Annotated in this window: 28 protein-coding genes and 2 pseudogenes; 17 read left to right on the top strand and 13 right to left on the bottom strand. The window is 73.6% G+C overall.

The features are described 5' to 3' along the window. The first annotated feature begins 60 nt into the window (after positions 1 to 60). Both ACLQ2V_RS05085 and ACLQ2V_RS05080 read left to right on the top strand, forming a co-directional pair. Entirely contained in the window at positions 61 to 942 is an 882-nt protein-coding gene (locus tag ACLQ2V_RS05085; protein ID WP_425717186.1) for a biotin--[acetyl-CoA-carboxylase] ligase, read from the top strand. Between the two features lie 92 nt (positions 943 to 1,034). Beyond that, entirely contained in the window at positions 1,035 to 1,607 is a 573-nt protein-coding gene (locus ACLQ2V_RS05080; protein ID WP_425717185.1) for a PH domain-containing protein, read from the top strand. Between the two features lie 52 nt (positions 1,608 to 1,659). On the opposite strand, the gene ACLQ2V_RS05075 is transcribed toward ACLQ2V_RS05080, so the two are convergent. From ACLQ2V_RS05075 to ACLQ2V_RS05065, 3 genes and pseudogenes are all read right to left on the bottom strand, one after another. Then, a complete protein-coding gene (locus ACLQ2V_RS05075; protein ID WP_425717184.1) occupies positions 1,660 to 2,409 on the bottom strand; it encodes a MaoC/PaaZ C-terminal domain-containing protein in 750 nt (249 codons plus the stop codon). Between the two features lie 356 nt (positions 2,410 to 2,765). Continuing rightward, positions 2,766 to 3,320, bottom strand: a pseudogene (locus tag ACLQ2V_RS05070) (GtrA family protein); the annotation flags it as partial. Positions 3,321 to 3,382: 62 nt separating this feature from the next. Continuing rightward, positions 3,383 to 3,922, bottom strand: a complete 540-nt coding sequence (locus ACLQ2V_RS05065; protein ID WP_425717727.1) for a GtrA family protein — start codon at positions 3,920 to 3,922, stop codon at positions 3,383 to 3,385. Between the two features lie 430 nt (positions 3,923 to 4,352). Here ACLQ2V_RS05065 and ACLQ2V_RS05060 point away from each other — a divergent pair, with 430 nt between their 5' ends. The 4 genes from ACLQ2V_RS05060 (at position 4,353) to ACLQ2V_RS05045 (ending at position 9,145) form a co-directional block, all read left to right on the top strand. Next, positions 4,353 to 6,197, top strand: a complete 1,845-nt coding sequence (locus ACLQ2V_RS05060) for a phosphoenolpyruvate carboxykinase (GTP) (protein WP_425717183.1) — start codon at positions 4,353 to 4,355, stop codon at positions 6,195 to 6,197. A 37-nt stretch (positions 6,198 to 6,234) separates the two neighbouring features. Continuing rightward, a complete protein-coding gene (locus ACLQ2V_RS05055) occupies positions 6,235 to 7,110 on the top strand; it encodes a hypothetical protein (protein WP_425717182.1) in 876 nt (291 codons plus the stop codon). A gap of 90 nt (positions 7,111 to 7,200) precedes the next feature. Next, positions 7,201 to 8,343, top strand: coding sequence for a geranylgeranyl reductase family protein (locus tag ACLQ2V_RS05050; RefSeq protein ID WP_425717181.1), 1,143 nt, complete (start codon positions 7,201 to 7,203; stop codon positions 8,341 to 8,343). A 31-nt stretch (positions 8,344 to 8,374) separates the two neighbouring features. Further along, positions 8,375 to 9,145: an isoprenyl transferase gene (locus ACLQ2V_RS05045; protein ID WP_425717180.1), complete on the top strand. Its 771-nt coding sequence runs from the start codon at positions 8,375 to 8,377 to the stop codon at positions 9,143 to 9,145. A gap of 58 nt (positions 9,146 to 9,203) precedes the next feature. On the opposite strand, the gene otsB is transcribed toward ACLQ2V_RS05045, so the two are convergent. The 3 genes from otsB to ACLQ2V_RS05030 all read right to left on the bottom strand — a co-directional run bounded on the left by otsB (position 9,204) and on the right by ACLQ2V_RS05030 (position 11,069). Next, the gene (otsB, locus tag ACLQ2V_RS05040) at positions 9,204 to 10,028 is read right to left on the bottom strand and encodes a trehalose-phosphatase (protein WP_425717179.1); all 825 of its coding nucleotides are present in this window, start codon (positions 10,026 to 10,028) and stop codon (positions 9,204 to 9,206) included. 68 nt (positions 10,029 to 10,096) lie between these two features. Then, positions 10,097 to 10,468, bottom strand: coding sequence for a hypothetical protein (locus ACLQ2V_RS05035; RefSeq protein WP_425717178.1), 372 nt, complete (start codon positions 10,466 to 10,468; stop codon positions 10,097 to 10,099). 160 nt (positions 10,469 to 10,628) lie between these two features. Continuing rightward, positions 10,629 to 11,069, bottom strand: coding sequence for a helix-turn-helix domain-containing protein (locus tag ACLQ2V_RS05030; RefSeq protein WP_425717177.1), 441 nt, complete (start codon positions 11,067 to 11,069; stop codon positions 10,629 to 10,631). Positions 11,070 to 11,336: 267 nt separating this feature from the next. Here ACLQ2V_RS05030 and ACLQ2V_RS05025 point away from each other — a divergent pair, with 267 nt between their 5' ends. From ACLQ2V_RS05025 to ACLQ2V_RS05005, 5 genes are all read left to right on the top strand, one after another. Next, the gene (locus ACLQ2V_RS05025) at positions 11,337 to 11,708 is read left to right on the top strand and encodes a hypothetical protein (RefSeq protein ID WP_425717176.1); all 372 of its coding nucleotides are present in this window, start codon (positions 11,337 to 11,339) and stop codon (positions 11,706 to 11,708) included. Then, positions 11,705 to 12,043, top strand: a complete 339-nt coding sequence (locus tag ACLQ2V_RS05020) for a hypothetical protein (RefSeq protein ID WP_425717175.1) — start codon at positions 11,705 to 11,707, stop codon at positions 12,041 to 12,043. Before ACLQ2V_RS05025 ends, ACLQ2V_RS05020 begins: the two co-directional genes overlap by 4 nt. A 371-nt stretch (positions 12,044 to 12,414) precedes the next feature. Beyond that, entirely contained in the window at positions 12,415 to 13,824 is a 1,410-nt protein-coding gene (locus ACLQ2V_RS05015) for a PhoH family protein (protein WP_425717174.1), read from the top strand. 287 nt (positions 13,825 to 14,111) lie between these two features. Then, entirely contained in the window at positions 14,112 to 14,816 is a 705-nt protein-coding gene (locus ACLQ2V_RS05010) for a lytic transglycosylase domain-containing protein (protein ID WP_425717173.1), read from the top strand. A 121-nt stretch (positions 14,817 to 14,937) separates the two neighbouring features. Further along, on the top strand, positions 14,938 to 15,594 hold the full coding sequence (locus ACLQ2V_RS05005; protein WP_425717172.1) for a rhomboid family intramembrane serine protease: 657 nt from the start codon (positions 14,938 to 14,940) through the stop codon (positions 15,592 to 15,594). Here ACLQ2V_RS05005 and ACLQ2V_RS05000 read toward each other — a convergent pair. Together ACLQ2V_RS05000 and ACLQ2V_RS04995 are read right to left on the bottom strand one after the other, a co-directional pair. Beyond that, positions 15,573 to 16,454: a phosphotransferase gene (locus ACLQ2V_RS05000; protein WP_425717171.1), complete on the bottom strand. Its 882-nt coding sequence runs from the start codon at positions 16,452 to 16,454 to the stop codon at positions 15,573 to 15,575. The genes ACLQ2V_RS05005 and ACLQ2V_RS05000 overlap by 22 nt on opposite strands. Before the next feature lie 8 nt (positions 16,455 to 16,462). Continuing rightward, positions 16,463 to 16,681, bottom strand: a complete 219-nt coding sequence (locus ACLQ2V_RS04995; RefSeq protein WP_425717170.1) for a helix-turn-helix transcriptional regulator — start codon at positions 16,679 to 16,681, stop codon at positions 16,463 to 16,465. 475 nt (positions 16,682 to 17,156) lie between these two features. Here ACLQ2V_RS04995 and ACLQ2V_RS04990 point away from each other — a divergent pair. After that, positions 17,157 to 17,435: pseudogene (locus ACLQ2V_RS04990) on the top strand (hypothetical protein); the annotation flags it as partial. Here ACLQ2V_RS04990 and ACLQ2V_RS04985 read toward each other — a convergent pair. Then, positions 17,423 to 18,364, bottom strand: a complete 942-nt coding sequence (locus ACLQ2V_RS04985) for a DMT family transporter (protein WP_425717726.1) — start codon at positions 18,362 to 18,364, stop codon at positions 17,423 to 17,425. The pseudogene ACLQ2V_RS04990 and the gene ACLQ2V_RS04985 sit on opposite strands and share 13 nt — an antisense overlap. A 26-nt stretch (positions 18,365 to 18,390) precedes the next feature. Further along, positions 18,391 to 19,422: a class II fructose-bisphosphatase gene (glpX, locus tag ACLQ2V_RS04980; protein WP_425717169.1), complete on the bottom strand. Its 1,032-nt coding sequence runs from the start codon at positions 19,420 to 19,422 to the stop codon at positions 18,391 to 18,393. Positions 19,423 to 19,641: 219 nt separating this feature from the next. Between glpX and ACLQ2V_RS04975 the strand changes: the two genes are divergently transcribed. Further along, entirely contained in the window at positions 19,642 to 20,415 is a 774-nt protein-coding gene (locus ACLQ2V_RS04975; RefSeq protein ID WP_425717168.1) for a DUF4245 family protein, read from the top strand. 273 nt (positions 20,416 to 20,688) lie between these two features. Beyond that, positions 20,689 to 21,543 (top strand): hypothetical protein, encoded by an 855-nt coding sequence (locus ACLQ2V_RS04970; protein WP_425717167.1) that lies wholly within the window; start codon positions 20,689 to 20,691, stop codon positions 21,541 to 21,543. A gap of 47 nt (positions 21,544 to 21,590) precedes the next feature. On the opposite strand, the gene ACLQ2V_RS04965 is transcribed toward ACLQ2V_RS04970, so the two are convergent. Both ACLQ2V_RS04965 and xseA read right to left on the bottom strand, forming a co-directional pair. After that, the gene (locus ACLQ2V_RS04965; RefSeq protein WP_425717166.1) at positions 21,591 to 21,815 is read right to left on the bottom strand and encodes an exodeoxyribonuclease VII small subunit; all 225 of its coding nucleotides are present in this window, start codon (positions 21,813 to 21,815) and stop codon (positions 21,591 to 21,593) included. Positions 21,816 to 21,850: 35 nt separating this feature from the next. Next, on the bottom strand, positions 21,851 to 23,071 hold the full coding sequence (gene xseA / locus ACLQ2V_RS04960) for an exodeoxyribonuclease VII large subunit (protein WP_425717165.1): 1,221 nt from the start codon (positions 23,069 to 23,071) through the stop codon (positions 21,851 to 21,853). A gap of 196 nt (positions 23,072 to 23,267) precedes the next feature. Between xseA and ACLQ2V_RS04955 the strand changes: the two genes are divergently transcribed. Together ACLQ2V_RS04955 and ACLQ2V_RS04950 are read left to right on the top strand one after the other, a co-directional pair. Next, positions 23,268 to 24,263, top strand: coding sequence for a 4-hydroxy-3-methylbut-2-enyl diphosphate reductase (locus tag ACLQ2V_RS04955; RefSeq protein WP_425717164.1), 996 nt, complete (start codon positions 23,268 to 23,270; stop codon positions 24,261 to 24,263). Between the two features lie 52 nt (positions 24,264 to 24,315). After that, a complete protein-coding gene (locus ACLQ2V_RS04950) occupies positions 24,316 to 24,747 on the top strand; it encodes a hypothetical protein (RefSeq protein WP_425717163.1) in 432 nt (143 codons plus the stop codon). Positions 24,748 to 24,819: 72 nt separating this feature from the next. On the opposite strand, the gene ACLQ2V_RS04945 is transcribed toward ACLQ2V_RS04950, so the two are convergent. Beyond that, entirely contained in the window at positions 24,820 to 26,061 is a 1,242-nt protein-coding gene (locus ACLQ2V_RS04945) for a DNA recombination protein RmuC (RefSeq protein WP_425717162.1), read from the bottom strand. A gap of 54 nt (positions 26,062 to 26,115) precedes the next feature. Here ACLQ2V_RS04945 and ACLQ2V_RS04940 point away from each other — a divergent pair, with 54 nt between their 5' ends. Then, entirely contained in the window at positions 26,116 to 26,910 is a 795-nt protein-coding gene (locus tag ACLQ2V_RS04940; RefSeq protein ID WP_425717161.1) for a hypothetical protein, read from the top strand. Positions 26,911 to 26,995 lie beyond the last annotated feature (85 nt).

The raw sequence follows: 26,995 nt of genomic DNA, 5'->3' as shown, positions 1-26,995 counted from the left end.
GACGCCCCACCCCGCCCGGCGGCTTCGGCCGCCCGGCCGGCCGGACCGTACGCTGAGGCGGTGCCCGGTTCCCCGTACACCGACCTGGATCGCCCGCCGCTCTCGGCGGCCCGGCTGCGCCGCGCGCTGATCGCCCCCGACGGGCCGTGGCGACGCCTGGAGCTGCGCGTCGAGACCGGCTCCACCAACGCCGACGCCGCCGAGGCGGCCCGGTCCGGCGAGCCGGAGGGGCTGGTCGTGGTCGCCGAGCGGCAGACCGCCGGCCGGGGACGGCGCGGCCGGGCCTGGCAGTCGCCCGCCCGCGCGGGCATCGCGGTCAGCGTGCTGCTGCGGCCGGGCGAGGCCGTCGCCGGGCGCGGCTGGCCACCGGCCCCCGCCAACGGGTACGGCTGGCTGCCCCTGATGGCCGGGGTCGCGCTGGTCGAGACGGTGTCCCGGCTGGCCGAGCTGCCCGTCGCGCCGACGCTGAAGTGGCCGAACGACCTGCTGATCGGCGGCGCGAAGTGCGCCGGCATCCTGGCCGAGGCGGTGCCCGGCCCGGCGCCGGAGCGGGCCCCGGCGATCGTGCTCGGCGTCGGCCTCAACGTCACCCTGCGCGCCGACGAGCTGCCGGAGCACCCGACCGGGCTGCCGGCCACCTCGCTGCAACTGGCCGGCGCCGCCGCCACCGACCGCGACCCGCTGCTGCGCGCCCTGCTGCGCGCCCTCGCCGACTGGTACGACCGGTGGCGCGACGCCGGCGGGGACGCCGTGGCCTGCGGCCTGCGCGACGCCTACCTGGCGGCCTGCGCGACCGTCGGCCGCCCGGTGCGGGTGCTGCTGCCCGGCGGCGACGAGCTGACCGGCACCGCCACCGGCGTGGACCCGGACGGGCAGCTCCTCGTCGACACCCCCACCGGCCCGCGCACCCTGACCGCCGGGGACGTCCAGCACCTGCGGTGAAGGGTCCGCGGCGCGAACCACCGCACCGGATGATCCGCCGGAGCCCGCTGACCGGATACGGTCAGCGCGTCCGGTTCTGCGAGGAGGTTCCCGTGCCGTTTCCCGAAGACGTGCTCACCGAGGACGAGCATGTCGTGCTGCACCTGCACCCGCACTGGAAGGCGATGGTGCGGCCGGTGCTGGTGCTGCTGCTGGCCGTCGCCGCGGTCGTGACGGGCTGGGTCCTGTTGCCGGACGGCGAGGCGGCGAACATCGCCCGGTACGTCCTCGTCGGGCTCGCCCTGCTGCTGGTGCTCTGGTTCGGGCTCTGGCCGTTCCTGGTCTGGCGCAGCACGCACTACCTGTTCACCAACGAGCGGGTGCTGCTCCAGCAGGGCGTGCTCTCCCGGGACCGGCGGGACATCCCGCTGACCCGGATCAACGACCACGCGATGAGCCAGCGCTTCGTCGAGCGGCTGGTCGGCTGCGGCACGCTGACCATCGAGTCGGCCGGCGAGCGGGGTCAGTCGGTGCTGACCGACGTCCCCGGCGTCGACCGGGTGCAGACCAAGCTGTACGAGCTGGTCGAGGCGCACCACGACCGGCACTCCCTCGGCGACGGCGAGATGCGCGACATCCTCGCCGACATGCGTGAGGGCAAGCCCCTGCGGGACCCGTCGGTCTGACCCCGTCCGGCCGGCGAGCCCGGGCGGGGCAGCCGGCCGGCCGGTGGTCGGCTCAGTCCGACGACGGGCGCAGGGCGAACCAGCCGCGGAACCGGGTGCGCAGCACCTCGCGTTCCGGCTGGCCGTCGGGGCCGAGGCGGAACATGGTGCCGGTGAGGCTGACGGTGCCGAGCCCCGGCCGGGCCGTGGAGGGGCGGCTGCCCGCCACGTCCAGTCGCACCGCCAGGCGGTCGCCCGCCCGGACGGGGGCCAGCCAGCGCAGCTCCTCCAGGCCGGGGGAGGCGTCGGCGGCGGCGCGGGCCAGCACGTGGTCGACGTACGCCCGCATGAAGAGGCTGACGGTGTAGAAGCCGCTGGCGATCAGCCCGCCGTGGTGGCTGGCGGCGGCCCGTTCGGCGTCGACGTGGTACCACTGCGGGTCGAACCGGCGGGCGAAGGCGACCATCTCGTCCCCGTCGACGGCAACCACACCCAGGTCGAAGGTGCGTCCGGGGTGCAGGTCCTCGAAGAAGAGCTCCGCCCGCGCGCCCGTGCCCGACGACACCGGCATGGCCGCGACCGGCGGCGAGGTGACGCCGGCGGGTGCGGCCTCCCCGTGGCCGCCCGGCGCTGCGGCGGGCGGCTGCTGCGGGATCGTGACCGGGGCCGCCGGTGGCCGCTGCGCGCCGGCCGGCGCGACGGCCTGCGGCTGCTGCTCCTGCGCCTCGGGCCCCGCGTCGGTCGCCACGGGCCCCTGCGCGACCGCGCCGGGCGGGTGCGGTGGGCCCTGGGTCGGCGGCGGGCTGGTCTCCGGCGTAACCACCTGTGCCTCCTCGGCGCTCACCGGCGACGCCGACGGATGCCGGCGCGCAGTTCGTCGGCGGCGGGTTGCGCCGCCAGGTCGCCGTCGAGCCGGTTCCCGAGCGCCGCGTCGGCGGCCGGGGCCGGGGCGGGGCGCCCCTGGGTGGGCGTCGACCCGTACACCGGAAGGCCCTCGCCGCGAGCGGTCGGGCGCGGTGCGTCCCGGCGTCGTTCGGGCTGGCGTCGGGAGCCCGGCCGTCGTGGGCCCGGCCGCCGGGCGCCCGGCTCGGGTGGGGCCTCCTCCGACGGCTTGGCCTCCTCCGACGGCTTGGCCTCCTCCGCCGGCTTGGCCTCCTCCGCCGGCCTGGTCTCCGCCAGCGGCTGGGCCTCCTCCAGCTCGGAGATCGACTCGGCCAGCTCGGCCACCGGGTCCATCTCGGCCATCGTGTCCCACTCGTCCCGGGGGATGCTGTGCCAGGTCTTCTTCTCCGGTGCGGCGGGCGCGGGCTGGAAGACGAACGTGCGGTAGGACCAGAAGCGGAAGAGGGTGGCCAGCAGCACGCCGCCGGTCTTCGCGACGTTCAGGGCGAGCAGGCTGGTCATGCCGAGGCCGTACTTGGCCGCCGCGAGGACGCCGAGCTCAATGAGCAGGCCGGTCGCGTTGAAGAGGAAAAAAAGGGCATATTCGCGACGCAGCGCCGATTTTGGGCGATCCCGGTACGTCCAATGACGATTCATCAGATAAGACGTGATCGTCGCCACCACGGTGGCGATGACCGTCGCCTTCAGCTGACCCTCGCGGAACACGGTGAGTGCCAGCGCATTGAACACCGCGTAATTGATGACGGTGTTGATGCCGCCGACGATGCCGAATTTGAGCGCCTCGTGGATGAACTTCTGCCAGCGCTCAGGCAGCAGACGGACAAGACGCATGCGCAACACCTTAGGCGAGTGGGCGGGCCCGGCTCGGCCGGCCGGGCGAGAGGGGCGGCGGGTCACGCCCGGGGTTCCCGGTCGAGCGGCGCCGCTGCCGTGACGACCTGCGTTCCCGCTTCCACGAAGACGAACCGCCGGTAGGACCAGAACCGGAACAGCGTGCCGAGGCCGGTGCCGACGATGAAGCTGGCGATGTTGTCGGCGAGGGGGGTCTGGAACACCTCGGGCCAGATGGCACCCAGGCCGTACCGGCTGATGGACAGGCAGGCCACCGCGATGCCCAGGCCCACCCCGTTGAAGAAGAAGAACAGCGCGTACTCGCGGGCCGGGTTGGAGCGCTGGCGGTGCCGCCACGTCCAGAACCGGTTGCCGACGAAGGCGACGGTCGCGGCGATCACGGTGGAGATCGTCTTCGCGGTGACCTGCTCCACGCCACGGACGTTGGCCAGGTAGTTGAACAGGGTGAAGTCGACGATGAAGGCGATGCCGCCCACCGTGGCGAACTTGCTGAGCTCCCGCACCAGCTGGCCGAAGCGGTCGATCAGGGCGCGGACCAGACCCGGGCGGGTCGGCGGGGGGTCAGGCTGCTCCCCGGTCATCGTCGCGGCCACCGGCAAAGCGTACCGGCTCGACCGCCTTCGGGCGGGCACCAACGGGCCACCGGCGACGCCGGAGCGCCCGGCGGGCCGGGTGGCCGTCGGGCCCACCGGCGTCGCCGCGAGCTTCGCGGGCCTGGTGAGCACACCGTAACGCGCGGCGGGCCACGGGTGGGCGGGCAATGCCGGATCGGTGCCGGGCCGGGAAGGTTCCTCGAAGATTTGCGTGAAACTGCGTGCCAAAGCGGGTATCAGAACGCGAAGCCGCAGCGTAGCCGCCCTTTGTGCAGTTCTTCACAACCGGTCCCACTGACTCTCGACGCCACCCGGTTTACCCTGAACTCAATCCCAGGTTCCCCGAAGACGACGCCACGCGTCGTCAGGATCCGTGCACTCCACAGTTCGGTCAGCGTCGACCACAAGGAGATGTGTCATGGTTGCTCCGGCTACCGTTCGAGGTATCGATCAGGCCCCGACGTCCCACCCCCGACTGCTCGCCTGGGTCCGAGAAGTGGCGGAACTGACCACTCCGGAGCGGGTCGTCTGGGTCGACGGGTCGGACGAGGAGTGGCGTCGCCTCACCGACGAGCTCGTCGACAGCGGCACCCTGATCCGGCTCAATCCCGAGAAGAAGCCCAACTCGTTCTACGCCCGTACCGACCCGACGGACGTCGCCCGGGTCGAGGAGCGCACCTTCATCTGCTCCGTGGACGAGGCGGACGCCGGCCCCACCAACAACTGGATGGCGCCGGCCGAGATGAAGCGGACGATGACCGAGCTGTACCGGGGCAGCATGCGCGGACGCACCATGTACGTCATCCCGTTCTGCATGGGCCCGGTCGAGGCCGAGAACCCCATGTTCGGCGTCGAGATCACCGACAGCCCGTACGTGGTGGCGTCGATGCGGATCATGACCCGGATGGGTGCCAAGGTCCTGGCGGCGATGGGCGACGACGCGGACTTCGTCCACGCGCTGCACTCCATCGGCGCCCCGCTGGCCCCCGGCCAGTCCGACGTGGCCTGGCCCTGCAACGAGACGAAGTACATCTCCCACTTCCCGGAGACCCGGGAGATCTGGTCCTACGGCTCCGGCTACGGCGGCAACTCCCTGCTGGGCAAGAAGTGCTACTCGCTGCGGATCGCCAGCGTGATGGGGCGCGACGAGGGCTGGCTCGCCGAGCACATGCTGATCCTGAAGATCACCTCGCCGGAGGGGAAGGTCTACCACATCGCGGGGGCGTTCCCGTCGGCGTGCGGCAAGACCAACCTGGCCATGTTGGAGCCGACCATCCCGGGCTGGAAGGTCGAGACCGTCGGCGACGACATCGCCTGGATGCGTTTCGGCCCCGACGGCCGGCTCTACGCGGTCAACCCGGAGTACGGCCTCTTCGGGGTCGCGCCGGGCACCGACTGGAAGACCAACGCCAACGCGATGCGGACGCTTGACCGCGGCAACTCGATCTTCACCAACGTCGCCCTCACCGACGACGGCGACATCTGGTGGGAGGGGATGGGCGAGCCGCCGGCGCACCTGATGGACTGGAAGGGCAACGACTGGACGCCGCAGAGCGAGGGGCTCTCCTCGCACGCGAACAGCCGGTTCTGCACCCCGATCACCCAGTGCCCGATCCTGGCCGAGGACTACTACGACCCGCGCGGCGTGCCGATCGACGCGATCCTCTTCGGCGGCCGGCGGCGGGACACCGTCCCGCTGGTCACCGAGGCCCGGGACTGGGTGCACGGCGTCTACCTGGGCGCGACGCTCTCCTCGGAGACCACGGCCGCCGCGTCCGGCGCGGTCGGCGTGGTGCGCCGCGACCCGATGGCCATGCTGCCGTTCATCGGCTACCACGCCGGTGACTACTTCCGGCACTGGATCGAGATGGGCAAGGGCACCGACGGCGACGCGGCCAAGCTGCCCAAGATCTACTACGTCAACTGGTTCCGCAAGGACGCCGAGGGCAACTTCCTCTGGCCGGGCTTCGGCGAGAACTCGCGCGTGCTCAAGTGGGTCGTCGAGCGGATCGAGGGCCGGGCCGACGCGGTGGAGACCCCGATCGGCATGGTCCCGACGCAGGACGCGCTGGACGTCGACGGCCTCGACATGACCGCCGAGGACGTGCGGATCGCGCTGAAGGTCGACCCGGAGGAGTGGCGCGCGGAGCTGCCGATGGTCACCGAGTGGTTCGAGAAGTTCGGCGACAAGCTCCCCGGCGTGCTCTGGTCCGAGTTGGACGCCCTGCGCGCCCGGCTCGACGCGGAACAGCCGCGCCGGTAGGTGTGCCGAGCGCCCACATCGGGCACCATCTGATCCCATGAAGACGGCCGCCGCGACCACCGAGGTCCGGCGGCCGTCCGCCGTCCGGGCGCTGACCACCCTGCTGGCCGTCACGGCGGCGGCCACCGTCGCGGTCGAGCTGCTCAACTGGTGGTACGCCCCGGAGCGGGAGTTCGGGCTGGCGGTGCGCACCGGCTGGGCGATGCTCCGCTCGCTGGGCTTCCTGGTGCTGATCGGGCACGTCAACCGGGGCCGCACCGGCGCCAAGCCGTTCGGGCTGATCCTCGCGATCACCACCGTCTTCGCGATGGGCCGGCTGGTGGTGCCCCGCCAGGGCATGCCGCCGCTGCCCGGTCTGCTCGGCTTCGCCCTGCTCACCGCCCTCTGCGGGGCCGTGGTCTGGCTGCTCTACCGCTCCGCCGCGGTCGCCGGGCACCTGGTCCGACACCGCAAGGGCCTGGTGGTGACCGGCGGGACGATCTCCTGGCGGGAGGTCGCCCCGAAGCGACCCCCGGTCACCGGCTGGCTGCTCACCAGCCGGGTCGCCGCCTTCACGTACAGCCCACTGATGCTGGTCCCGGCGCTGGTCGCCACGGGGGAGATCCTGGACGGCCGACCGGCCGCCGTGCCCGCCGTGCTGTTCTGGTTCGCCGCCGGCATCGGGGTCAGCTACCTGGTGCTCTTCTGCACCGCCTTCCTCATGCGCGGCCGGCGCTGGGCCCGCTCCCTGCTGGTGGCGATCACCCTGGGCACGCTCGCCGTCGACCTGCCGCTGTGCTGGTGGCTGCTCGGCGTCGACGGCCTGATCCGCGACGGCGGGCCGTTGCTGGCCGCCGCCGCTGTGTCGTTGTACGGCCTGTGGCGTGCAGGCCGGGCCGAAGGCGTCGAGCAGGCGGACGGCAACCCGGGCTGAGCGGACGGCAACCCGGGCTGAGCCGGCGGAAACCCGGGCTGAGCGCGACGGCACGGGCCCGAGCGGGCCGAGCGGAGCAGGGGAGGCGGCATGAGCGACGAGTACGACGTGGCGGTCATCGGCGCGGGGCCGGCCGGTGCCGCCGCCGCGCTGGCGGCCCGCCGGGGCGGGGCCCGGGTGCTGCTGCTGGACCGGGCCGACTTCCCCCGGGACAAGGCGTGCGGGGACGGCATCGCCGCGCACGCGCTGGACGTCCTCGCCGACCTGGGCGTCACCGACGCCGTCGACGGATACGCCCCGCTGCCCCGGCTGCGGCTGGTCGGGCCCGGCGGCGGCGCGGTGGCCCGGGAGCTGCCCCGGGCGGCGTACACCGTGCCCCGGGAGGTCTTCGACGCCCGGCTGGTGGCGGCGGCGGTCGCGGCGGGCGTCGAGCTGCGCCGGCACGCGGTGCGCCGGGTCGAGCAGCGCGCCGGCGCGGTGGTGCTCGACGGTGCGGTGGCGGCCCGCGCGGTCGTCGGCGCGGACGGCGCCGGGTCGGTGCTCCGGCGGGCGCTGGGCCACCCGCCGAACCCGGACCGGCACCTGGCGCTGGCGATCCGGGGGTACGCCCCGGCCCGGCCGGGCCCGCCCGAGCAGTACATCGTCACCTCGAAGGCGCGCTGGCCGGCGTACGCCTGGTCGTTTCCGATCGGCGACGGGCGGGCGAACGTGGGGTACGGGGAGGTGCTGCGCGGCGAGCCGCTGACCCGGGCCCACCTGCTGGACCGGATGGCCACGCTGCTGCCCGACACCGACCCGGCGACGGTGACCGGGCTGCGCGCCCACCACCTGCCGCTCTCCACCCACCGGCCGCCGCCGGGGCGGGGCCGGCTGCTGCTGGCGGGGGACGCGCTGTCGCTGATCAACCCGTTCACCGGGGAGGGGATCTTCTACGCGCTGCTCTCCGGCGCGCTGGCCGGGGCGGCGGCGGCCGGCGACCCCGGCGACGCCGCCCGGCGCTACACCGACGCGCTGCGTCGCCGGCTCGGCGTGCACCTGCGGCACAGCTCGACGGCCGCCTGGCTGGCCCGCCGCCCGGCGGTGGTCGACGCGGCGGTGCGGGCGGCCCGCCGCGACGAACGGGTCTTCGGCGCCGTCGTGGAGCTGGGCCTCGGCGACGGTCGGCTCGACGCCCGCACCCTGGGGATGATCGGCATCGGTCTGTCGGCGTGGGAACGGCCACCGCGGGACTGATCCGGGCCGGGGGTCGCTACCCTGCAAGGTGATGACTCTGCGGAACCTCCTCTACTCCGTCTACGAGCGGCGGCTGACGGCCACGCTCGCGGGCAAGCCGGTGCCCCGGCACGTGGGCGTGATGTGCGACGGCAACCGCCGCTGGGCGCGCGAGATGGGCTTCGTCGACCCCAACGACGGGCACCGGATGGGCGCGGAGCGGATCAAGGAGCTGCTGCGCTGGTGCGATGCCGCCGGGGTGGGGCACGTGACGCTCTGGCTGCTCTCCACCGACAACCTCTCCCGCCCGGCCGAGGAGCTGGACCCGCTGCTCCAGATCATCGAGGACCTCTCGACCGAGCTGGCCGAGGAGGGCAACCCCTGGCCGCTGCGGATGGTCGGCGCGCTCGACGTGCTGCCCGCGCAGCACTCGGCGGCGCTCAAGGCGGCCGAGGAGCGCACCCGGGGCCGCGCGGGCGGCGCCCAGGTCAACATCGCCGTCGGGTACGGCGGCCGGCGCGAGATCGCCGACGCGGTCCGCTCGTTGCTGCTGGAGCATGCGGCGACCGGCGGGACGATCGAGGAGCTGGCCGAGGTGCTGGACGTCGACCACATCTCCGAGCACCTCTACACCCGCGGCCTGCCCGACCCGGATCTGATCATCCGGACCAGCGGTGAGCAGCGCCTCTCGGGCTTCATGCTCTGGCAGTCGGCGCACTCGGAGTTCTACTTCTGCGAGCTGAACTGGCCCGACTTCCGCCGGGTCGACTTCCTGCGCGCCCTGCGTTCGTACGCCACCCGGCAGCGCCGCTTCGGCTCCTGACCTGCGCTCCGGCGCGGCACCCGCCGGTGGGTGCCGCGCGGGTGGGGCAGGGCAGGTCTCAGCGCAGGTGGGTCAGGGCCTGGACCAGGAAGTCGCCGAGCGCGGCGGGGGAGTCGAGCGTCAGGTCGGCGGCCTCGGCGACCTCGTGGCCGGTCTCCGGGTTCGCCACGGCCACGCAGACCCCGAAGAAGCCCGGGTCCGTCGCGGCGCGGGCCCGTACCGCCGCGAACGCCAGGATGTCGGAGACGTCGTCGCCGAAGTACCAGGCGCCGTCGGCGTCCCGGACCGCCTCGCCGATGACCATGCCCTTGTCCCGGTCGACCGGCGGCTTGATCTCCAGCACCATCCGGCCGGCCTGCACGCGCAGCCCGAGCCGCTCGGCCTGGGCCCGGCCCCACTGCTGCACCGCCGCGCCGAGCTGGGGGGAGGTGCGCCAGTGCAGCGCCACGGAGAGCCGCTTGAACTCGACCAGCGCGCCGGGCGGCAGCTCGGCGCGGGCGAGGTCGGCCAGCTCCCGCATGGTCGGCACCCACGGCAGCGCCGCCGGCTCGGTGACGGTCTCGCCGCCGGAGTGGCTGTGCTCCAGGCCGTAGAGGCCGTAGAGGTCGACGCCGGCCAGCCCGCCGAGGTGCGCGCGGAGGAACTCCACCGGCCGGGCGGAGACGATCGCGACCCGGCGGACCAGGGGGGCGAGCGCCTCGATCGCGGCCAGCACCTTCGGCGCGAGCTGCACCGCGGTCGGGTCGTCGTCGACGGGCGCGAGTGTGCCGTCGAAGTCGAAGAAGAGCACGGTGTCGGACGCCCGCCCGGCGGTCGCCCGCCAGGCCTGGTCGACGTCCAACGGAATCTTCGGTTGCTGGTTGCCCAGATTCAACGGCGGCACGCGCGTCAGCGTACCCCGGACTCGGCGGCGCATTCGTGGTCGAGACGAGACTCCCGGAACGGCCCGGGTCAGCGTTCGGCGGCTCCCCGGCCCCGGCGCCCGAACGGCACGATTTCGGCGTCCTGACCGTGGCTGAGCAGGTAGCCCTCGACGAATCCGGTGTTCCGGTCGCCGGCGCGCGCCTCGATCTCGGTGAGCCGGGTGATCATGGCCTGGTCGAGCGTGACCAGGGTCTTGTCGAGCGCGTCGAGCCGGTCGGTGAGCCGGTCGTGCAGCTCGGCGACGGCGGCCAGGACCACCGCCGTCGCGGCGGTGGTAAGCGCGAAAAGGTTGGCGACCACGGGAAGCTCCCCGCCCGCCATGCCGATCACCACGTTGCCGGTCACGGCCGATGTCAGCGACACCACCGCGACCACGACTGCCAACCACTTCAGGGTCATGGACAGACCCCTCCTTCTGTCCCGCAGGGCTGGGTTCGGCCTTGTCCCGTCCCCCGCCGATGACGAGCCCAAGCAGTACGAATAGGACGCTAGCGCGCCCGATGTGGCCCCGAAGGCAAACGATTCAGAACGTCTCGGCGTTCTTGCGCCATCTGAGGAACTAGCCCGCCCGATGTCCCCGGTTCCTGGCATTTGCCGGGAGGCTCGGGCGATACGCGAGGTAGCGGATGGTTTCCCGGATGTGGAACTTCTCCGCGTCCGAGACGTCCGGGTCGATCAGCCGACGCAGCAGCGCCTCCACGTCCGGGTCCATCGGTGGCGCGGCGGGTGCGGCGCGGGCGGCGGTCGGCCGGTCCCAGCCGAGCGCGGCGAAGGCGGCCGTGGGGTGCAGGCCGAGCCCCTCGCAGAAGGCGACCACCCGCTCGGCCTCCGGGTCGCTGGCCCAGTCCCCCCGCACCCAGCGGTTGATGGTCTGGCGGGACACGCCGGTGCGCCGGGACACCTCCGTGCCACTCCAGGCGCGCATGGCCCGGGCGTCGTCGAGGGCCCGGCGGACGAAGGCGGCGAAGGCCATCTTCCGGGCGTGAGCGCTCTCGGTCACTCCGTGACGGTACGGCCAGTGTCGCGCCCTCGGGGTGCCGGGCGCGCGACTGTCACGCGAGCGTGACACGCGTACGGGCGACCTCGCCGTTGCCGTCACGGCCCCGCTATGGAGGGAGTTTTACCTGCTCATAACGCCCGCTTCGGGTGCCGCTGCGATTGCCCGAAAAGCTGATACTGTCACGCTCATGGGACAATTTACCGTCTGTCACATGGATGAGACGATTGGTGCTCGCGTGCGTCCCTCGCCCGATACGAGGGGGGCGCGGTGACCGAACTCGCCACCCGCGCCCGCGCGTTCGGACTGGTGGCACAGGGGGTGGCCGCCGGGCTGAGCGCGCCGTGGCGGCTGCACCTCGCGCGGGGCTGCCGCTTCCTGTCGCTCGACGTCGCCGACCGCCAGGAGTGGAACGCCTGGCGGGCCCATCTCGGCTGCCCGGAGCTCAGCGTCCGGGTCTACGACGCCGGCGGCGAGATCCACCGCTGTTCGGTGGCCGAGGTGATGCTCGACGGCTGCCGGATCAGCGTCGAGTTGACCGAGGAGGTGGGGATCGGCGACCTGGACCGGCTGCTGGTCGCCGAACCCTCCGGCGTCGCCCCGGACCCTGTGGCGTCGAGGCGGAGGAACGCTGACGGATGAGCCCCTTCCTCGCGGTCTTCCTCGTCCTGGTCCTCGGCTCGACCAGCTACGCGGCCGGCCGGCTGCACGGTCAGCTCAGCTACCGCATCGGCTACCGCTTCGGCTACCGGCAGGGCTACTTCGACGGCGACCGGGGCGCCTGGAACCGCCGCCGACGCCAGGCGCAGGCGGTCATCGCCTCCGCCCTGGCCGGCCCGGCTCCGAGCACCGGCCGGACCGGCACCACCTACACCGGCTCCTCCTTCGCGGCCCCGTCCGGCGCGGTCGCGGTCGCCCCGCCGGCCGCCGCCGGCCCTCGGCACTCCACCGGCACCCTGGTCCGCCGTCGGGGCTGACCCGTCGTCCGGGCCGCCCCGGTGGCGGGACTGCTGCGGTGGCGGGGCCGCTCCGCCGTCCGGGCCGCTGCGGTGGCCGGGCCGCTGCGGTGGCCGTGGTACCACCGGCCGGGATGCCCGCAGGGGGCAGGCATTCCGGCCGGTTCCACCGATCCCGGCCACCGATGATCTCGCCGGAGATCCGATCGTCAACCTCTAGCCGGAAGGGCCTCGGCGCGGTTAGCGTCTATCTATGGCTCGGGGTTCTCCCGGGCCAGCCGGCCAGCCCGGGATCTGCGACCTCGCACGGGGCCCGCATCCGACCCCGTGTCCCCGGGCACCGGACGAGGCGGAACGCGGATGGCCGGGTGCCCATCCGTCGGAGCAGGCCTGTGACGACTCGCCGTACGCCCGCCGGTGCCGACCCGACCCCGGCCGCGACTGCCACGACCCGCCGTGCCACCCGTAGCCGCCGCGCGGCCGCCGTGGTCGAGCCCGAGGAGCCCCGACCAGCCGGCCAGACCTTCGTCCTGGACACCTCGGTCCTGCTGTCGGACCCGGCGGCGTTCCACCGGTTCGCCGAGCACGAGGTGGTGCTGCCGCTCGTGGTGATCTCCGAGTTGGAGGGTAAGCGGCACCATCCGGAGCTGGGCTGGTTCGCCCGCCAGTCGCTGCGCATGCTCGACGAGCTGCGGGTACGCCACGATCGGCTGGACCGGCCGGTGCCGGCCAACGAGGCCGGCGGCACCCTGCGGGTGGAGCTGAACCACACCGACGACGGGGTGCTGCCCCCCGGGTTCCGCAACGAGTCCAACGACGCCCGGATCCTCTCGGTCGCGCTCAACCTGGCCGCCGAGGGCCGGGACGTCACCCTGGTCAGCAAGGACATGCCGCTGCGGGTGAAGGCGGCCTCGGTCGGGCTGCGCGCCGACGAGTACCGGCACGGCCAGGCCAGCGACCCGACCTGGACGGGAATGGCCGAGCTGGAGCTGACCGAGGAGGAGATCGGCGCGCTCTACGCCGGCGAGACCCTGGACGTGGGGGCGGCGGCCGGGCTGCCCTGCCACACCGGGCTGGTGCTGCACTCCGGGCGCGGCTCCGCGCTCGGCCGGGTGCAGCCCGACAAGACGGTCCGGCTGGTCCGTGGCGACCGGGAGGCGTTCGGTGTGCACGGCCGCTCGGCCGAGCAGCGCATCGCGCTGGACCTGCTGCTCGACGAGTCGGTCGGGATCGTCTCGCTGGGCGGCCGGGCCGGCACCGGCAAGTCGGCGCTGGCGCTCTGCGCCGGCCTGGAGGCGGTGATGGAGCGCCGCCGGCACAAGAAGGTGGTGGTCTTCCGCCCCCTCTACGCCGTCGGCGGGCAGGAGCTGGGCTACCTCCCCGGCTCCGAGGTCGAGAAGATGTCGCCCTGGGCGCAGGCCGTCTTCGACACCCTCGGCGCGGTGGTGCACGAGAACGTGCTGGAGGAGGTCATGGCGCGGGGCATCCTGGAGGTGCTTCCGCTGACCCACATCCGGGGCCGCAGCCTGCACGACGCCTTCGTCATCGTCGACGAGGCCCAGTCGCTGGAGCGGGGGGTGCTGCTGACCGTGCTGTCCCGGATCGGGCAGGGCTCGCGGGTGGTGCTGACCCACGACGTCGCCCAGCGGGACAACCTGCGGGTGGGCCGGCACGACGGGGTGACCGCCGTGATCGAGACGCTCAAGGGCCACCCGCTCTTCGCGCACGTCACGCTGAGCCGCTCCGAACGATCGCCGATCGCGGCCATGGTGACGGACCTGCTGGAGGAGATCCCCCACTGATCTTCGGGACGATTCGTCACTCGCGTGCCTTCTTGTCCGTATTATTGTGGTGACCGAAATCACAATTGGGGCCGGTGGTTTCCCATCGGCCCCACTGTGCGCGAAGGTGTCCAACGAGCGCCCACGCGCCCGAACATGCCCGATCCCGTTCGTCGCGTCGACCGCGGGGCGGGTGGAGCCGGGTGCGTCGACTGCGACCGGCAGGGTCGGGGCGCTCACGGGGTGGACCCGTCCCCGCACGGGATGGGGTCGCGCCGTGTTCATGCCCCCGACGAAGGGAACACTTCGTGAGTCGGCTGTGGAGCCGGTTCGGCGCCCGTACCGCCGCCGTCGCACTGCTCTCCGTGGGCGTTGCCGGCGGCTTCTACTTGGGCGAGGACCGCGAGACCCAGCAACAGAGCCTGCCCGCGCAGGTCGGCTTCCAGGTCAACCAGGCGGAGTACGACGACCAGCAGGAGCGGCAGGCCGAGCAGCGGGTGCGTTCGGCCAAGCAGCGGGCCGTCGACTACCGGGCCAAGCAGCGCGCGGCCGAGGCGGCGAAGGAGGCCGCCGAGCGGGCCCGCGAGGCCGAGGCCGCCGCGGCGTCCCGCAAGAAGGAGCGCGAGGCGGCCGAGAAGAAGGCGGCCAAGGCCGGCGGCAGCGGCACGAGCAAGCCGTTCGACGGCCCGATCCCCGCCTCGTGCAACGAGTACAGCGGCAACCGCCGGACCGGCTGCGCGATGATGATCGACTACGGCTTCGGCATCAGCGAGTTCCCGTGCCTGGAGAAGCTCTGGACCAAGGAGAGCGGCTGGAACCACAAGGCCAGCAACCCCTCCTCCGGGGCGTACGGCATCCCGCAGTCGCTGCCGGGCAGCAAGATGGGCTCGGTGGCCAGCGACTGGCGGACCAACCCGGCCACCCAGATCACGTGGGGCCTCGGCTACATCAAGGGCCGCTACACCACCCCCTGCGGGGCGTGGAACTACTTCCAGAACAACGGCCACTACTGACCGGCCGGGCAACGCGGCGGCGGGGGGTGCGGAGTTCGCACCCCCCGCCGCCGTCGTCGGGTCCGGCCCCGTCGCGTGCCCCGGCTGGCGGCCGGTGGGTTTTGCTGATAGCTGTTGGGGCGTGACCCCCCTCGACGACCCGGTGGGCGGCGACCCGCGCCGCTTCGGCACCGGGGCCTTCTACGCCTCGATCGGCCGGGCCTTCGTCGCCATGTGCGCCGTCGTGCCGGTGCTTTTCCTGGTCGAGGCCCTCGACGTCGGCCTCGGTGCCGACCTCGACCTGGCCGGCGGCATCATCCCCCGCCGCATCGAGGGGCTCGACGGGGTGATCTTCTCGCCGTTGCTGCACGCCGACTTCAACCACCTCTACAGCAACAGCGTGCCGCTGATCCTGCTCGGCACCTTCGTGCTGGCCGCCGGCGCCCGGCGCTTCCTCTGGTCCACCCTGGTCGTGGTGCTGGTCAGCGGGCTGGGGACGTGGCTCACCGGCTCGCCGAACTCGGTGGTGGTCGGTGCCAGCGGGGTCATCTTCGGCTACCTGGGCATCCTGCTCACCCGGGGCGTGGTCGAGCGGAGCTGGTGGAACTTCGCGGTGGTGCTGCTGGTCGGCCTGCTCTACGGCTGGCAGTTGCTGGGCATCCTCCCCACCGACGAGCGGATCGCCTGGCAGGGGCACCTCTTCGGGCTGGCCGGCGGGGTGTCCGCCGCGATCCTCTTCCGGCGACGCCGGCCCACGCCCGACCCGTACGCGGCGGACTACCCGCTCACCGGGCCCTGACCCGACCCGTCGCCGGAGCCCCGGACACCCGACCGGTGCCGGTGAGCCGTCGCCTTGCGCAGTTCGCTCAGCCACTCGATGCCGAGCCGACGGCCGTCGGGGAAGTGGTCGTCGCGATCCCAGCGCCACGCGGTGATCATCGCCAGCACGAGGGTCCGGCAATCCCGGAGCAACTGGTGATCGACGCCCGGGTAGTGGTCCCCGACCTCGTCGGGCGCGTGGGCCAGGTCGAATTCGATCGGCCCCCGGCAGCACGTCTCGAAGTCGATGAAGAGCGGGCCGGTGCGGGTCGAGAGCAGGTTGCCCGGATGGGGTTCGCCGTGCAGGAGCTGCTCGGGGCGGCCGCTCTCGCTGACCGTACGTCGCAGGCGGTCCAACGTGCCGGCGAGGAGGACCCGGTCCGGGGCAGCCAGTTGCGGCGTTCGGGCCTGGTCGGCCACGAGCATCCGGGCCGTGGCGACTCGGTCCGTGAAGTGCGGGGTGGGCAGGTCTACCTCGCGCATTCCGGCGTGCAGACCTTCGAGCGCGCCGACGTACTCGGCGGTGGAGGGCGGTCGAGTGGTCACCGGTTCGTAGTAGGTCCAGAAGGTGACCAGGTAGTCGGAGTGGACGAAGACCTCGGGCGACACCAGCGCGGCCACCGGGCTCCCGACCTCGGCCAACCGCCGAGCGACAGCCACTTCGAGCTGTGCGCGCTGGCGCGCGGCCGGCGCCACCCGGGCGAGCACGTCGCAGGGCCGCAGGCGCAGGGTGAGCGCGTTCGAGTTGTGCAGGACGGTGGCGTCGTGGACGGTCAGGCCGAGCCGCGCGGCGCTCGACGTGGCTGCCTGTGTTGCCCGCCGAGCCTCAGCTTCCTGCATCGAAGCAGTCAGCCCTGCTCTTCTTCGTCCGCTGGCGGCCGGGGACGGCGGTACTCCTTGATCCACGCCTCGACGTCTTCGGCCAGCCACACCTTCATGCCGCGTAGCTCCCGGTACGGCTTCGGGAAGGTGGGCCGGTTTACGAGCTGCTGAAACCGCGATCGGGTGACGCCCAGGCGTTGGGCGATCTCGTAGGGCCCCATCAGGTCGCCCGGCCCCCGGTCCATGCCCTGAACGTATGCACAGACTCATCTCACCGATTGGGGATCCCCTTTCGGGGGTCTCCGATTTGACACCCCCACGCCTGACGGTGTGTGATCGGGGGTGCGGTACCCCCGCCCTGGTGGAGCTGTGCTCGGTGGGGCGGGGTGCCGCAGAGACCGGACCCTGTGGGAGGCACCGATGGCGCTGCGCGACGCTCGACACCTGGCCCTGGTGAAGCCGCGTCAGGACTTCGGTGGGATTCCTGCGTGTGGTGGCTGTGGCGGGGTCGGGATCGGCTCGACCTCACCCTCGCTGCCGGGTCACACCCGGGGGTGAGGTGACCGCGCGTCGGCTGCCCCGGTTGATCGTGGATGCGGTGCGGGCCCTCGACTGGCACAAGCACCGGCGGTGCGCCGCCTGCCGCCCGAGCGGCTGGTGTCCCCTGGTGGAGTTGGCCAGGGCCCGGATCAGGGCATGGCGACGGTACGGCCCGCGCCGATGATCGCGCTGAAGGCCGGCGACCTCCTGCACATCACCGCCGCGTGCAGCGTGCAGTTCGCCAAGCCGATCATGTTCCGCCTGATCAAGGTCCGGCACGACCTGATCACCTACGACCGCTGGATCTGGCTCGACGGGTACGAGCTGGACGCCCAGGGCGACGCGGTGGCCCGACGGGAGATCTTCGTACAGCGGGCGGGGCTGACGGTCCGACGACGAACCGCCCCGGCGCAACCGGGGCGGAGCCAGCGGGTCGAGTCGGCGGGTCAGCGTCGCCGCGTCGGGCCGACGGCGGCGACCACCACGGCGACCAGGGTCAGCGCGGCACCCAGCAGCGTGGTCACGCCCGGATGCGAGGCCGCCGTCGGCAGCACCACGTCGAGGGCGACCGCGCCGACCACCTGACCGGCGATGGTGGCCAGGCCGAGCAGCAGCACCCCGGTGAAGCGGACGATGGCGGCGGCGATCGCGATGAAGACGATGCCGATCGGCCCGCCGAGGTAGAGCCACGGCTCGCGCGGCAGGCCCCCGGTCGGTAGGCCCCGGACGGCGACCTCCACGGCGAAGGTGACCAGCAGGGCGGCGGTGCCGACGGCGAAGTTGACCAGGGTGGCGGTGAGGGCGCTGCCCGAGGCCGCCCGGACCCGCCCGTTGACCGCCTGCTGCCAGGCGGTGCCGACCCCGGCCAGCAGCGGCAACAGGGCCAGGCCCAGCGTGGCCGGGTCGCCGAGCCGGTCGCCGACGGCCAGCAGCACCGCCAGCACCGTCAGCACCGCGCCCACCAGGCGGTTCACGGTGACCGCCTGGCGGCCGGTCGGGCCGATCCCGGCCCGGTCGACCAGGAGGCCGCTGCCGGACTGCCCGGCGACCACCGCCACGGTGAACACGGCCACCCCGAGCGCGCCGATGGTCAGCCCCTGGGTGGCGACGAGGAGCGCCCCGCAGACGCCCCCGAGGCACTGCCACGGCCGCAGCGACCCGTCCACCAGGGCCGCCCGCAGCGCCGACAGGCCCCGCCGCCCGCCCGCGGTGACGGGGACCAGCACCAGCAGCACCAGCAGGCCGACGCCGAACGAGACCACCGCCGCGGCGATCCCGTCCGCCAGGCGTACGCCCAGCTCGCCGTTGATCCGCGACTGCATGGCCACCGCGCCGCCGGAGGCGACCGCCAGGGCGACGCCCGCCAGCCGCCGGCGCAGCGACAGCACCGGCGGCGCGGGCGCGGCGGTGACGGTCACTCGTGCTCGGCCAGCGGGCGACCGTCGAAGTCGACCGCCGAGTAGAGCGCCAGCTTCTCCAGCCGGTGGTACGAGTCGATGACCCGGATCGTGCCGCTCTTGGAGCGCATCACGATCGACTGCGTGTACGCCCCGCCGGCCTGGTAGCTCACGCCACGCAGCAGGTCACCGGAGGTGACCCCGGTCGCCACGAAGAAGCAGTTGTCGCCGGTGACCAGGTCGTCGGTGGCGAGCACGCGGTCCAGGTCGTGCCCGGCGGCGAGCGCCTTCTCCCGCTCGGCGGCGTCGGTCGGCCAGAGCTTGGCCTGCATCGCGCCCCCCATGCACTTCAGCGCGCAGGCGGAGATGATTCCCTCCGGGGTGCCGCCGATGCCCATCAGCACGTCGACGCCCGACTCGCCCCGGGCCGCCGCGATCGAGCCGGCGATGTCGCCGTCGGAGATGAACCGGATGCCCGCGCCGGTGCGGCGGATCTGGGCGACCAGGTCGGCGTGGCGCGGCCGGTCCAGCACGCAGACGGTGACGTCGGAGACGTCGGTGCCCTTGACCTTGGCGATCCGGCGCAGGTTGTCGGCCACCCCGGCGTTGATGTCGACCACGTCGGCGTACGCGGGCCCGACGGCCAGCTTCTCCATGTAGAACACGGCGCTCGGGTCGAACATCGCCCCGCGTTCGGCCACCGCGAGCACGGCCAGGGCGTTCGGCATGCCCTTGCTCATCAGGGTGGTGCCGTCGACCGGGTCCACCGCGACGTCCACCTCGGGGCCGGAACCGTCGCCGACCTGCTCGCCGTTGAAGAGCATCGGGGCGTTGTCCTTCTCGCCCTCGCCGATCACCACCACGCCCCGCATCTGGATCGAGTTGATCAGCTTGCGCATGGCGTCGACGGCCGCGCCGTCACCGCCCTCCTTGTCGCCCCGGCCGACCCACCGGCCGGCGGCCATCGCCGCCGCCTCGGTGACCCGGACCAGATCGAGGGCGAGGTTGCGGTCGAGGTCCTGGGGTGTGCGCGCGCTGGTGCTCGTCATGCGGCTTCCTCCTCGCGACGTTGCGGGGTGGACCGGCGGCCTGCGGCCGTCGCCGCCGCCAGCTTTGTCGCTGATCCTCACACAATCGCCAACGTATCGCCGGGTCGGGGCGGCAGGGCCACCTTCCCGCGAACCGGAGGTGGGGCGGATCACGGCGCTGGTCGGTCGGCTCCGGCGACGCGCGTGGAGTCGACGCCGGTGGGCTGGAAGAATGGGGAGGTGGAACCCGTCCAGCCCGTCGACCGCACCCCCGCCGAGCCCATCCCGCCGACGCCCGGCCCGGCGGCCTCGACCCCGCCGACCTCGGCCGTCGAACCGACCCCGGCCGCAGCGGACCGGGCCCGCGTCGAGCCGGCCCGCGTCGAGCCGGCCCGCGTCGAGCCGGCCCGCGTCGAGCCGGCCTCCGTCGAGCCGGCCCGCGTCGAGCCGGCCCGCGTCGAGCCGGCCCCGGGTGGGCCGCAGGCGCCGCCGGGGCGGGAGAAGTCCCGGTCCGAGCGGTCGTCGAAGGACATGGCGATCTCGCTGCTGGTGCTGCTCGTCCCCATCGCCCTGCTGCTGGCCTTCTACCGGGGCTTCCTCGGCGGCGAGCAGCCGAACACGGTCGACCCGGCCACCGCGTTGGAGCAGGCCCGCGCGGCGAACGTCTTCCCGATCAGCCAGCCGACCGGGCTCGGCTCCGACTGGAAGACCCTCAACGCCAGCTACCGCACCGTCGAGGGCGGCGCCGACCTGCGCATCGGCTACCTCACCCCGGAGGGGCGCGGGGCGCAGCTCGTGCAGAGCAGCGTGCCGCCGGAGCGGCTGCTGCCCAGCGAGCTGACCGCCTCGGCGCAACCCCAGGGCCCGACCGAGGTGGGTGGGCGCAACTGGCAGCGCTACACCGCCCGGGGCAACGAGCAGGCCCTGGTGCTGCTCGAACCGGGGCGCACGGTGATCGTGGTCGGCGACGCCCGGGAGAACGAGCTGCGCCGGCTCGCCGACTCGCTGCGCTAGGGGCAGAAGGCAGGCTTGCTGCGCTAGGGCAGGCCGACTCGCTGCGCTAGGGCAGGCCGACTCGCTGCGCCAAGGCACGAGCCGGTCCGGTTTTTTGCCGCGACCACACCGGACAGGGATTGCGGAACGCGGTCACAGGGAACAGAAGGGGTACGGGCCTCGCTGGGGCGCTCCGCCACCCGGTGTGGGACCCGTACGTCGGAGCCGGAACCGGGCTGCGGCGCGACGCCTCCGGCACCCTCGCGGGCCGGACGACCCACCTGAGAGGTTCACGTGACCATTCGACGCTTCAGCGCGGCGGTCTTCGCGGCAACGCTGCTGATCCCCATGGCCGCCTGCGAGAGCACCGGGACCGGCGAGGCGGGGGCCTCCGCGTCCCCGACGGTCTCCGGCAGTGCCACCCCCGGCAGTTCCGCGTCGGGCAGCGCGGCGCCCGGCACGAGCGACGCCAAGCAGGCCCTGCTGAACTCGACCAACGAGATCCGCAACGGCAACTTCCGGTTCACGATGGCCGGCGTCGGCACCACCGCCGAGGGCCAGGTGCACCAGCCGAGCCAGAGCGCCGAGATCAAGCTGAGCATCGGCGACGCCTCCTCGGACGTGTCGATGAAGCTCAACGTGATCCACTTCAAGCCGGACAGCTGGGTCAAGCTCGACCTCGGCGGCCAGGCCGCCAAGCTGCCCGGCGTGCAGAACCTCAACCTCGGCAAGTACCAGCACCTCGACCAGGCCCGCATCAAGGGCAACCGCAGCCTGGGCTTCGACTTCGAGAAGGTCGACCCGGCCGGCAGCGAGGTGCTGACCCAGGGCATCACCGAGGTCCGCTCCACCGGCGAGGGGACGTACGCGGGCACGATCGACGTGTCGAAGGCCGCCGAGGCCGGCTCGCTGAACGCCGAGCTGATCAAGGCGCTCGGCCAGCAGGCCCAGTCGCTGCCCTTCACCGCGAAGCTGGACCCGCAGGGCCGGCTCAGCGAGCTGGTCATCCAGGTCCCGGCGTCCGGCCAGGTCAAGGCGCAGGACATCAAGATGACGTACTCGAACTACGGCGGGGCGACCGCCGCCCAGCGCCCGCCGGCCACCGAGGTCGTCGAGGCCCCGAAGGAGCTGTACAACGTCTTCAACTGAGCGCAGCTCGGGGTGCGGGGCGGCGACTGCCGCCCCGCAGCCGTTTCTCAGCCCTCCGAGCGCTGTTGGCGGGCCGCGTCGAGGCGGGCCCGCGCGCCGTCGAGCCAGCCCTGACAGATCCCGGCCAGCTTCTCGCCGCGTTCCCAGAGCGCCAGCGACTCCTCCAGCGAGGTGCCGCCCGTCTCCAGTCGTTCCACCACCGAGGCCAGCTCGGCGCGGGCCTGCTCGTAGCTGAGCCGCACGTCCGGCCCGGCGTTCCTGTCGTCAGTCATCGGTCCCATCCCAGCACATCCCCACCCGTCGGTGTTCAGCCGTCGACCGTCGCGGCCAGTTCACCCTCGGCGAGGCGGATCCGCAGCGGGTCGCCCCCGCCCACCTCGCCGGCCGCCCGCACCACGTGGCCGTCGGCGCGCTGGACGATCGCGTACCCCCGGTCCAGGGTGGCGGCGGGGGAGAGGGCGCGCAGCCGGGCCAGGGTGTGCCGCAGCTCGTCGCCGGCCGCGCCGACGCGGTGGTCCAGGCAGCGCCCGGCCCGCTGGCGCAGGGCGGTCACGTCGGTGGCCCGCTGCTCCAGCATCACCTGCGGGCGGGCCAGCACCGGCCGGGACCGCAGCCCGTCGAGGCGGTGCGACTCCCGGTCGACCAGGTTGCGTACGGCCCGCTCCAGCCGGTGCCGGGCCTGACCGATCAGCCGCAGCTCCTCGGCCAGGTCGGGGACCACCCGCTTGGCCGCGTCCGTCGGGGTCGAGGCCCGCACGTCGGCGACGTAGTCGACCAGCGGCGCGTCCGTCTCGTGGCCGATCGCGCTGACCACCGGCGTACGACAGGCGAAGACCGCCCGGCACAGCGCCTCGTCGGAGAAGGGCAGCAGGTCCTCGATGCCGCCGCCGCCCCGGGCGATGACGATCACCTCGACGGTCGGGTCGGCGTCGAGCACCTTGAGCGCGTCGACGATCTGACCGGCCGCGCCCGCCCCCTGCACCGCCACGTTGACCGTGCGGAACTCCACGGCCGGCCAGCGGCGTTGGGCGTTGGTCAGCACGTCCCGCTCGGCGGCGGAGGCCCGGCCGGTGATCAGCCCGACCCGGCCCGGCAGGAACGGCAGCCGGCGCTTGCGCGCCCGGTCGAAGAGCCCTTCGGCGGCCAGCAGCTTCTTCAGCTTCTCCAGCCGGGCCAGCAGCTCACCGAGCCCCACCTGGCGGATCTCGTCGGCGCGCAGGCTCAGCGTGCCCCGGGCCGCGTAGAACTCGGGCTTGGCGTGCAGCACCACCCGGGCGCCCTCGCGCAGCTCCGGCGCGCCCGCGTCGAGTACGTCCCGGTTGGTGGTCACGGTGAGGCTCAGGTCGGCCGACGGGTCCCGCAGGGTGAGGAAGACGGTGCTGGCCCCGGGCCGCCGACTGATCTGCGCCACCTGCCCGTCCACCCACACCCAGCCGAGTCGGGCGACCCAGGCCCCCACCTTCTGGCTGACCACCCGCACCGGCCACGGCTCCTCGGAGCTGCTGCGCCCGCTCTCCCCCACACTCACGCCCCACACCCTACGGACCCCTCCCCGGCGGGCCGGGTCAGCCGCGTCGATCAAGAGGTTTGCGTCAGCCGGGCACCGTTTCTTGACACAAACCTCTTGATCACCGGGGCGTGGGGGTGGGGTGGGGGGGGTGGGGTGGGGTGGGGGTGGGGCGCGGGCGGGGGTGGCGGTGCGAGGGGGGACGTACGATGGGCGGGTGATTGAGGCTCAGGCGACTCCCCAGACCGGCAAGCGCGTGCTCCTGGCCAAGCCTCGCGGCTACTGCGCGGGCGTCGACCGGGCGGTGCAGACCGTCGAGGAGGCGCTGAAGCTCTACGGTGCCCCGATCTACGTACGCAAGCAGATCGTGCACAACAAGCACGTGGTGCGGACCCTGGAGAGTCAGGGCGCGATCTTCGTGGAGGAGAACGAGGAGGTGCCGGAGGGCGCCACCGTGATCTTCTCCGCGCACGGCGTCGCCCCGGAGGTCTACGCGCAGGCCGAGGCCCGCTCGCTCAAGGCCATCGACGCCACCTGCCCCCTGGTCACCAAGGTCCACCAGGAGGCCAAGCGGTTCGCCGCCGAGGACTACGACATCCTGCTGATCGGCCACGAGGGGCACGAGGAGGTCGTCGGCACCGCAGGCGAGGCCCCCGCGCACATCCAGCTCGTCGACGGCCCGGACGGCGCGGACAAGGTCACCGTCCGCGACCCGAACAAGGTGGTCTGGCTCTCCCAGACGACGCTCTCGGTCGACGAGACCCTGGAGACCGTGGCCCGGCTCAAGACCCGGCTGCCGCTGCTCCAGTCGCCGCCCAGCGACGACATCTGCTACGCCACCTCCAACCGCCAGCACGTGGTCAAGGAGATCGCCCCCGACTGCGACGTGGTGCTGGTGGTCGGCTCGCGCAACTCGTCGAACTCGGTCCGGCTGGTCGAGGTCGCCCTGGACGCCGGTGCCCGCGCCGGTCACCTGGTCGACTTCGCCCACGAGATCGACGACGCCTGGCTGGCCGGGGCCCGCACGGTGGGGCTGACCTCGGGCGCGAGCGTCCCCGACGAGCTGGTGCAGGAGGTGCTGACGCACCTCGCCGAGCGGGGCTTCACCGACGTGGAGGAGGTCGTCACCGCCAACGAGCGGCTGACCTTCTCGCTGCCGCAGGAGCTCAAGCGGGACATGAAGGCCGCCGCCGCCGTGGCCGGCCGCGGCTGATGGCCGTCCGCCCCCGCCGGAACGGATCGACGCCGGCGCGCGTCCAACCGGCATGTTGACTCCTCGGTCGGGCCTCGCCGTCGCCCTGGTCGCCTGCGCCGCACTGAGCGCCTGCGCCAACCAGGGGGCCGGTGACGGCACCCCCGCCCCCAGCCCCTCCCCGAGCGCGTCGGCGACCGACTCGCCGACCCCGACGGCCCCGGCCACCCCCACCACGGCGGTGCCCGCCCCGTCGTCGTCCGGCAAGCCCTCGGCCGGCCCGAGCCGTCCGCCGGGCCCCGGCGCGACCACGCTCACCGGCACCGTCGAGGCGGGCGTGGAGCCCGGCTGCCGGATGTTGAGCGGCTACCAGCTCATCGGCGGCCCCGACGACGTGCTCACCGCCGGCGCGCGGGTCGTCGTCACCGGCCACGCGAAAGCGGACATGATGACCACCTGCCAGCAGGGCACCCCGTTCGTCGTCGAGTCCGCCCGGCGCGACTGACGCCCTTCGCGCGCTGACGCGCCCCCCGCAGGCTGACGCCCTTCGCGCGCTGAGGCCCGCAGCCAGGGTGGGTCAGAGGGCCGTCGCCGTGGGCCGCTCGCTCGCGGCGGCGGCCGGCTCGGTCGGCTGCACCGGCTCGGTCGGCTGCACCGGCTCGGTCGATCGCACCGGCTCGGCCGGCTCCACCAGCTCCGGGGCCTGCGGCTGCCGGGGCGCCACCTCCACCTGGGCGGGCGCGGCCAGCTCCTGGTCGGAGACGCCCAGCTCGGCGAGCTTACGGGCGCTGACCAGCACCCGCGCCTCCAGAGAGCCGACCGCCCGGTTGTACGCCGTCACCGCCCCGCCGAGGGACGCGCCGAGCTTGCCCACGTGGTCGCCCAGCGTCGACAGCCGCCCGTACAGCTCGCGGGCCAGCGAGTGCACCGCCACCGCGTTGCGGGCCAGCACCTCCTGGCGCCACGAGTACGCCACGGTGCGCAGCAGCGCCACCAGGGTGGCCGGCGTGGCGAGCACCACGTCGCGGGCGAACGCGTGCTCCAGCAGCGTCGGATCGCGCTGCAACGCCACGTCGAGGAACGGGTCGGCCGGCACGAAGAGCACCACGAACTCGGGGGTGGAGTCGAAGGCCGCCCAGTAGGACTTCGCCGCGAGCGCGTCCACGTGCGCCCGCAGGTGCTTGGCATGCGCGTCGAGGTGCGTGTTGCGGCCCCGCTCGTCACGGGCCTCCATCGCCGTCAGGTAGGCGTCGAAGGGCGCCTTCGCATCCACCACCACGCTCCGCCCGCCGTGCAACCGGACCACCAGGTCGGGGCGGACCCCCTGGTGGTCGGTGGCGGCGGTGACCTGCTCGTCGAAGTCGCAGTGCTCCAGCATCCCGGCGGCCTCGACGATCCGGCGGAGCTGGTGCTCGCCCCAACGACCCCGCACCTGGGGGGCGCGCAGCGCCGACACCAGCTGCTTGGTCTCCGTGCGCAGCTCACCGGAGACGACGTTCATCGTGCGGACCTGCTCGCGCAGCTCCGCGTACGCGTCGATGCGGGCGTGCTCCAGCTCGGCGACGCGGGCCTCGTAGCGGCGCAGGGTGTCGTGCAGCGGCGCGACCGCGCGGGCCACCGCCTCCTGGGACTGCGCGGTCGCCTCGTAGCCCAGCGCCCGCATCGACTGCTCCAGCCGCCCCTCGCCCGCCCGGGTGGCGGCCAGGGTGGCCTCCAACCGGGCGACGTCGGCCGCCGACCGGGACCGGGCGGCGAACCAGCCCAGCGCCCCGCCGACGGCGAGGCAGAGCACCACCACGGCCAGCGTCGAGAAGCTCATCACCAGAGCTTGCCAAACGGGTACGACGCCACGACGCCGGGTACGTTCGATGACATGGAAATTCTGCTCGTACTCGTGCTCGTGGCGCTGCTGGCCGGCGGGGTCGTCTGGCTGCGTCGGGAGAGCGCCGCCCGGGAGGCCCGCAACCTGGCCGACGCGCGCGCCGACGCCCAGCGCTGGTACGAGCGCCTCGGCGGCCAGGTGATGAACCTGCACGGCGACGCCCCGGCGGTGCGGCAGGCGCTGGTCGACGCCGGGGAGCGTTACAACGCGGCGGGCAGCCAGCTGGAGCAGGCCCGCACGGTCCAGCAGTTCCGGCTGGCCCGGGAGACCGCCCTGGAGGGGCTGGCGTACGCGCGGGCCGCCCGGGTCGCGCTGGGCATCGACCCCGGCCCCGAGCTGCCGCCGCTGGCCGCCGCGCAGGGTGCCGGTCAGCTCACCCGCGAGCGCGAGGTCAACGTGCAGGGGCAGACCTTCCGGGCCGGCCCGCAGCCGGGCCGGGGCACGCCCTACTACTACCCCGGTGGGCGGATGCAGGGGCGGCCGGTGCCGGCCGGCTGGTACTCGACGCCGTGGTGGAAGACCGCGCTCGGCGCGGGCGTCGGGGTGGTCGGCGGCATGCTGATCGCCGACGCGCTCTTCTCGCCGGTCTTCGCCGACCCCGGCTACGGCGACCAGGCGGGCGGCTTCGCCGGCGGTGACCAGGGCGACTTCGGCGGCGGTGACCAGGCGGGCGACTTCGGCGGCGGCGAGCAGGCGGGCGACTTCGGTGGTGGCGACTTCGGCGGCGGCGGAGACTTCGGGGGCGGAGATTTCGGGGGCGGCGACTTCGGCGGGGGCGACTTCTGACCCCGGCGTGACCCCATCACCCCCGGCCATCTCGCGCCGGCCGTCCCGCGTCGGGCGTCTTGCGCCCCCGTCCCGCACCGGGGCG

Origin of the sequence: Micromonospora sp. DT233 (genome assembly GCF_049841815.1) — a bacterium.
GTDB lineage: Bacteria > Actinomycetota > Actinomycetes > Mycobacteriales > Micromonosporaceae > Micromonospora.
The sequence above is the reverse complement of the archived record's forward strand: the minus strand, read 5'-3'. Positions and strand labels throughout refer to the sequence as shown.

Bases quoted from the DNA above. Each gene is read 5' to 3' on its own strand.
- ACLQ2V_RS05065 (WP_425717727.1), bottom strand. From the start codon at position 3,922: ATGACCGGGGAGCAGCCTGACCCCCCGCCGACCCGCCCGGGTCTGGTC.
- ACLQ2V_RS05060 (WP_425717183.1), top strand. From the start codon at position 4,353: ATGGTTGCTCCGGCTACCGTTCGAGGTATCGATCAGGCCCCGACGTCC.
- ACLQ2V_RS05055 (WP_425717182.1), top strand. From the start codon at position 6,235: ATGAAGACGGCCGCCGCGACCACCGAGGTCCGGCGGCCGTCCGCCGTC.
- ACLQ2V_RS05050 (WP_425717181.1), top strand. From the start codon at position 7,201: ATGAGCGACGAGTACGACGTGGCGGTCATCGGCGCGGGGCCGGCCGGT.
- ACLQ2V_RS05045 (WP_425717180.1), top strand. From the start codon at position 8,375: ATGACTCTGCGGAACCTCCTCTACTCCGTCTACGAGCGGCGGCTGACG.
- ACLQ2V_RS05035 (WP_425717178.1), bottom strand. From the start codon at position 10,468: ATGACCCTGAAGTGGTTGGCAGTCGTGGTCGCGGTGGTGTCGCTGACA.
- ACLQ2V_RS05020 (WP_425717175.1), top strand. From the start codon at position 11,705: ATGAGCCCCTTCCTCGCGGTCTTCCTCGTCCTGGTCCTCGGCTCGACC.
- ACLQ2V_RS05000 (WP_425717171.1), bottom strand. From the start codon at position 16,454: ATGCAGGAAGCTGAGGCTCGGCGGGCAACACAGGCAGCCACGTCGAGC.
- ACLQ2V_RS04995 (WP_425717170.1), bottom strand. From the start codon at position 16,681: ATGGACCGGGGGCCGGGCGACCTGATGGGGCCCTACGAGATCGCCCAA.
- glpX (WP_425717169.1), bottom strand. From the start codon at position 19,422: ATGACGAGCACCAGCGCGCGCACACCCCAGGACCTCGACCGCAACCTC.
- ACLQ2V_RS04965 (WP_425717166.1), bottom strand. From the start codon at position 21,815: ATGACTGACGACAGGAACGCCGGGCCGGACGTGCGGCTCAGCTACGAG.
- ACLQ2V_RS04950 (WP_425717163.1), top strand. From the start codon at position 24,316: ATGTTGACTCCTCGGTCGGGCCTCGCCGTCGCCCTGGTCGCCTGCGCC.
- ACLQ2V_RS04945 (WP_425717162.1), bottom strand. From the start codon at position 26,061: ATGAGCTTCTCGACGCTGGCCGTGGTGGTGCTCTGCCTCGCCGTCGGC.
- ACLQ2V_RS04940 (WP_425717161.1), top strand. From the start codon at position 26,116: ATGGAAATTCTGCTCGTACTCGTGCTCGTGGCGCTGCTGGCCGGCGGG.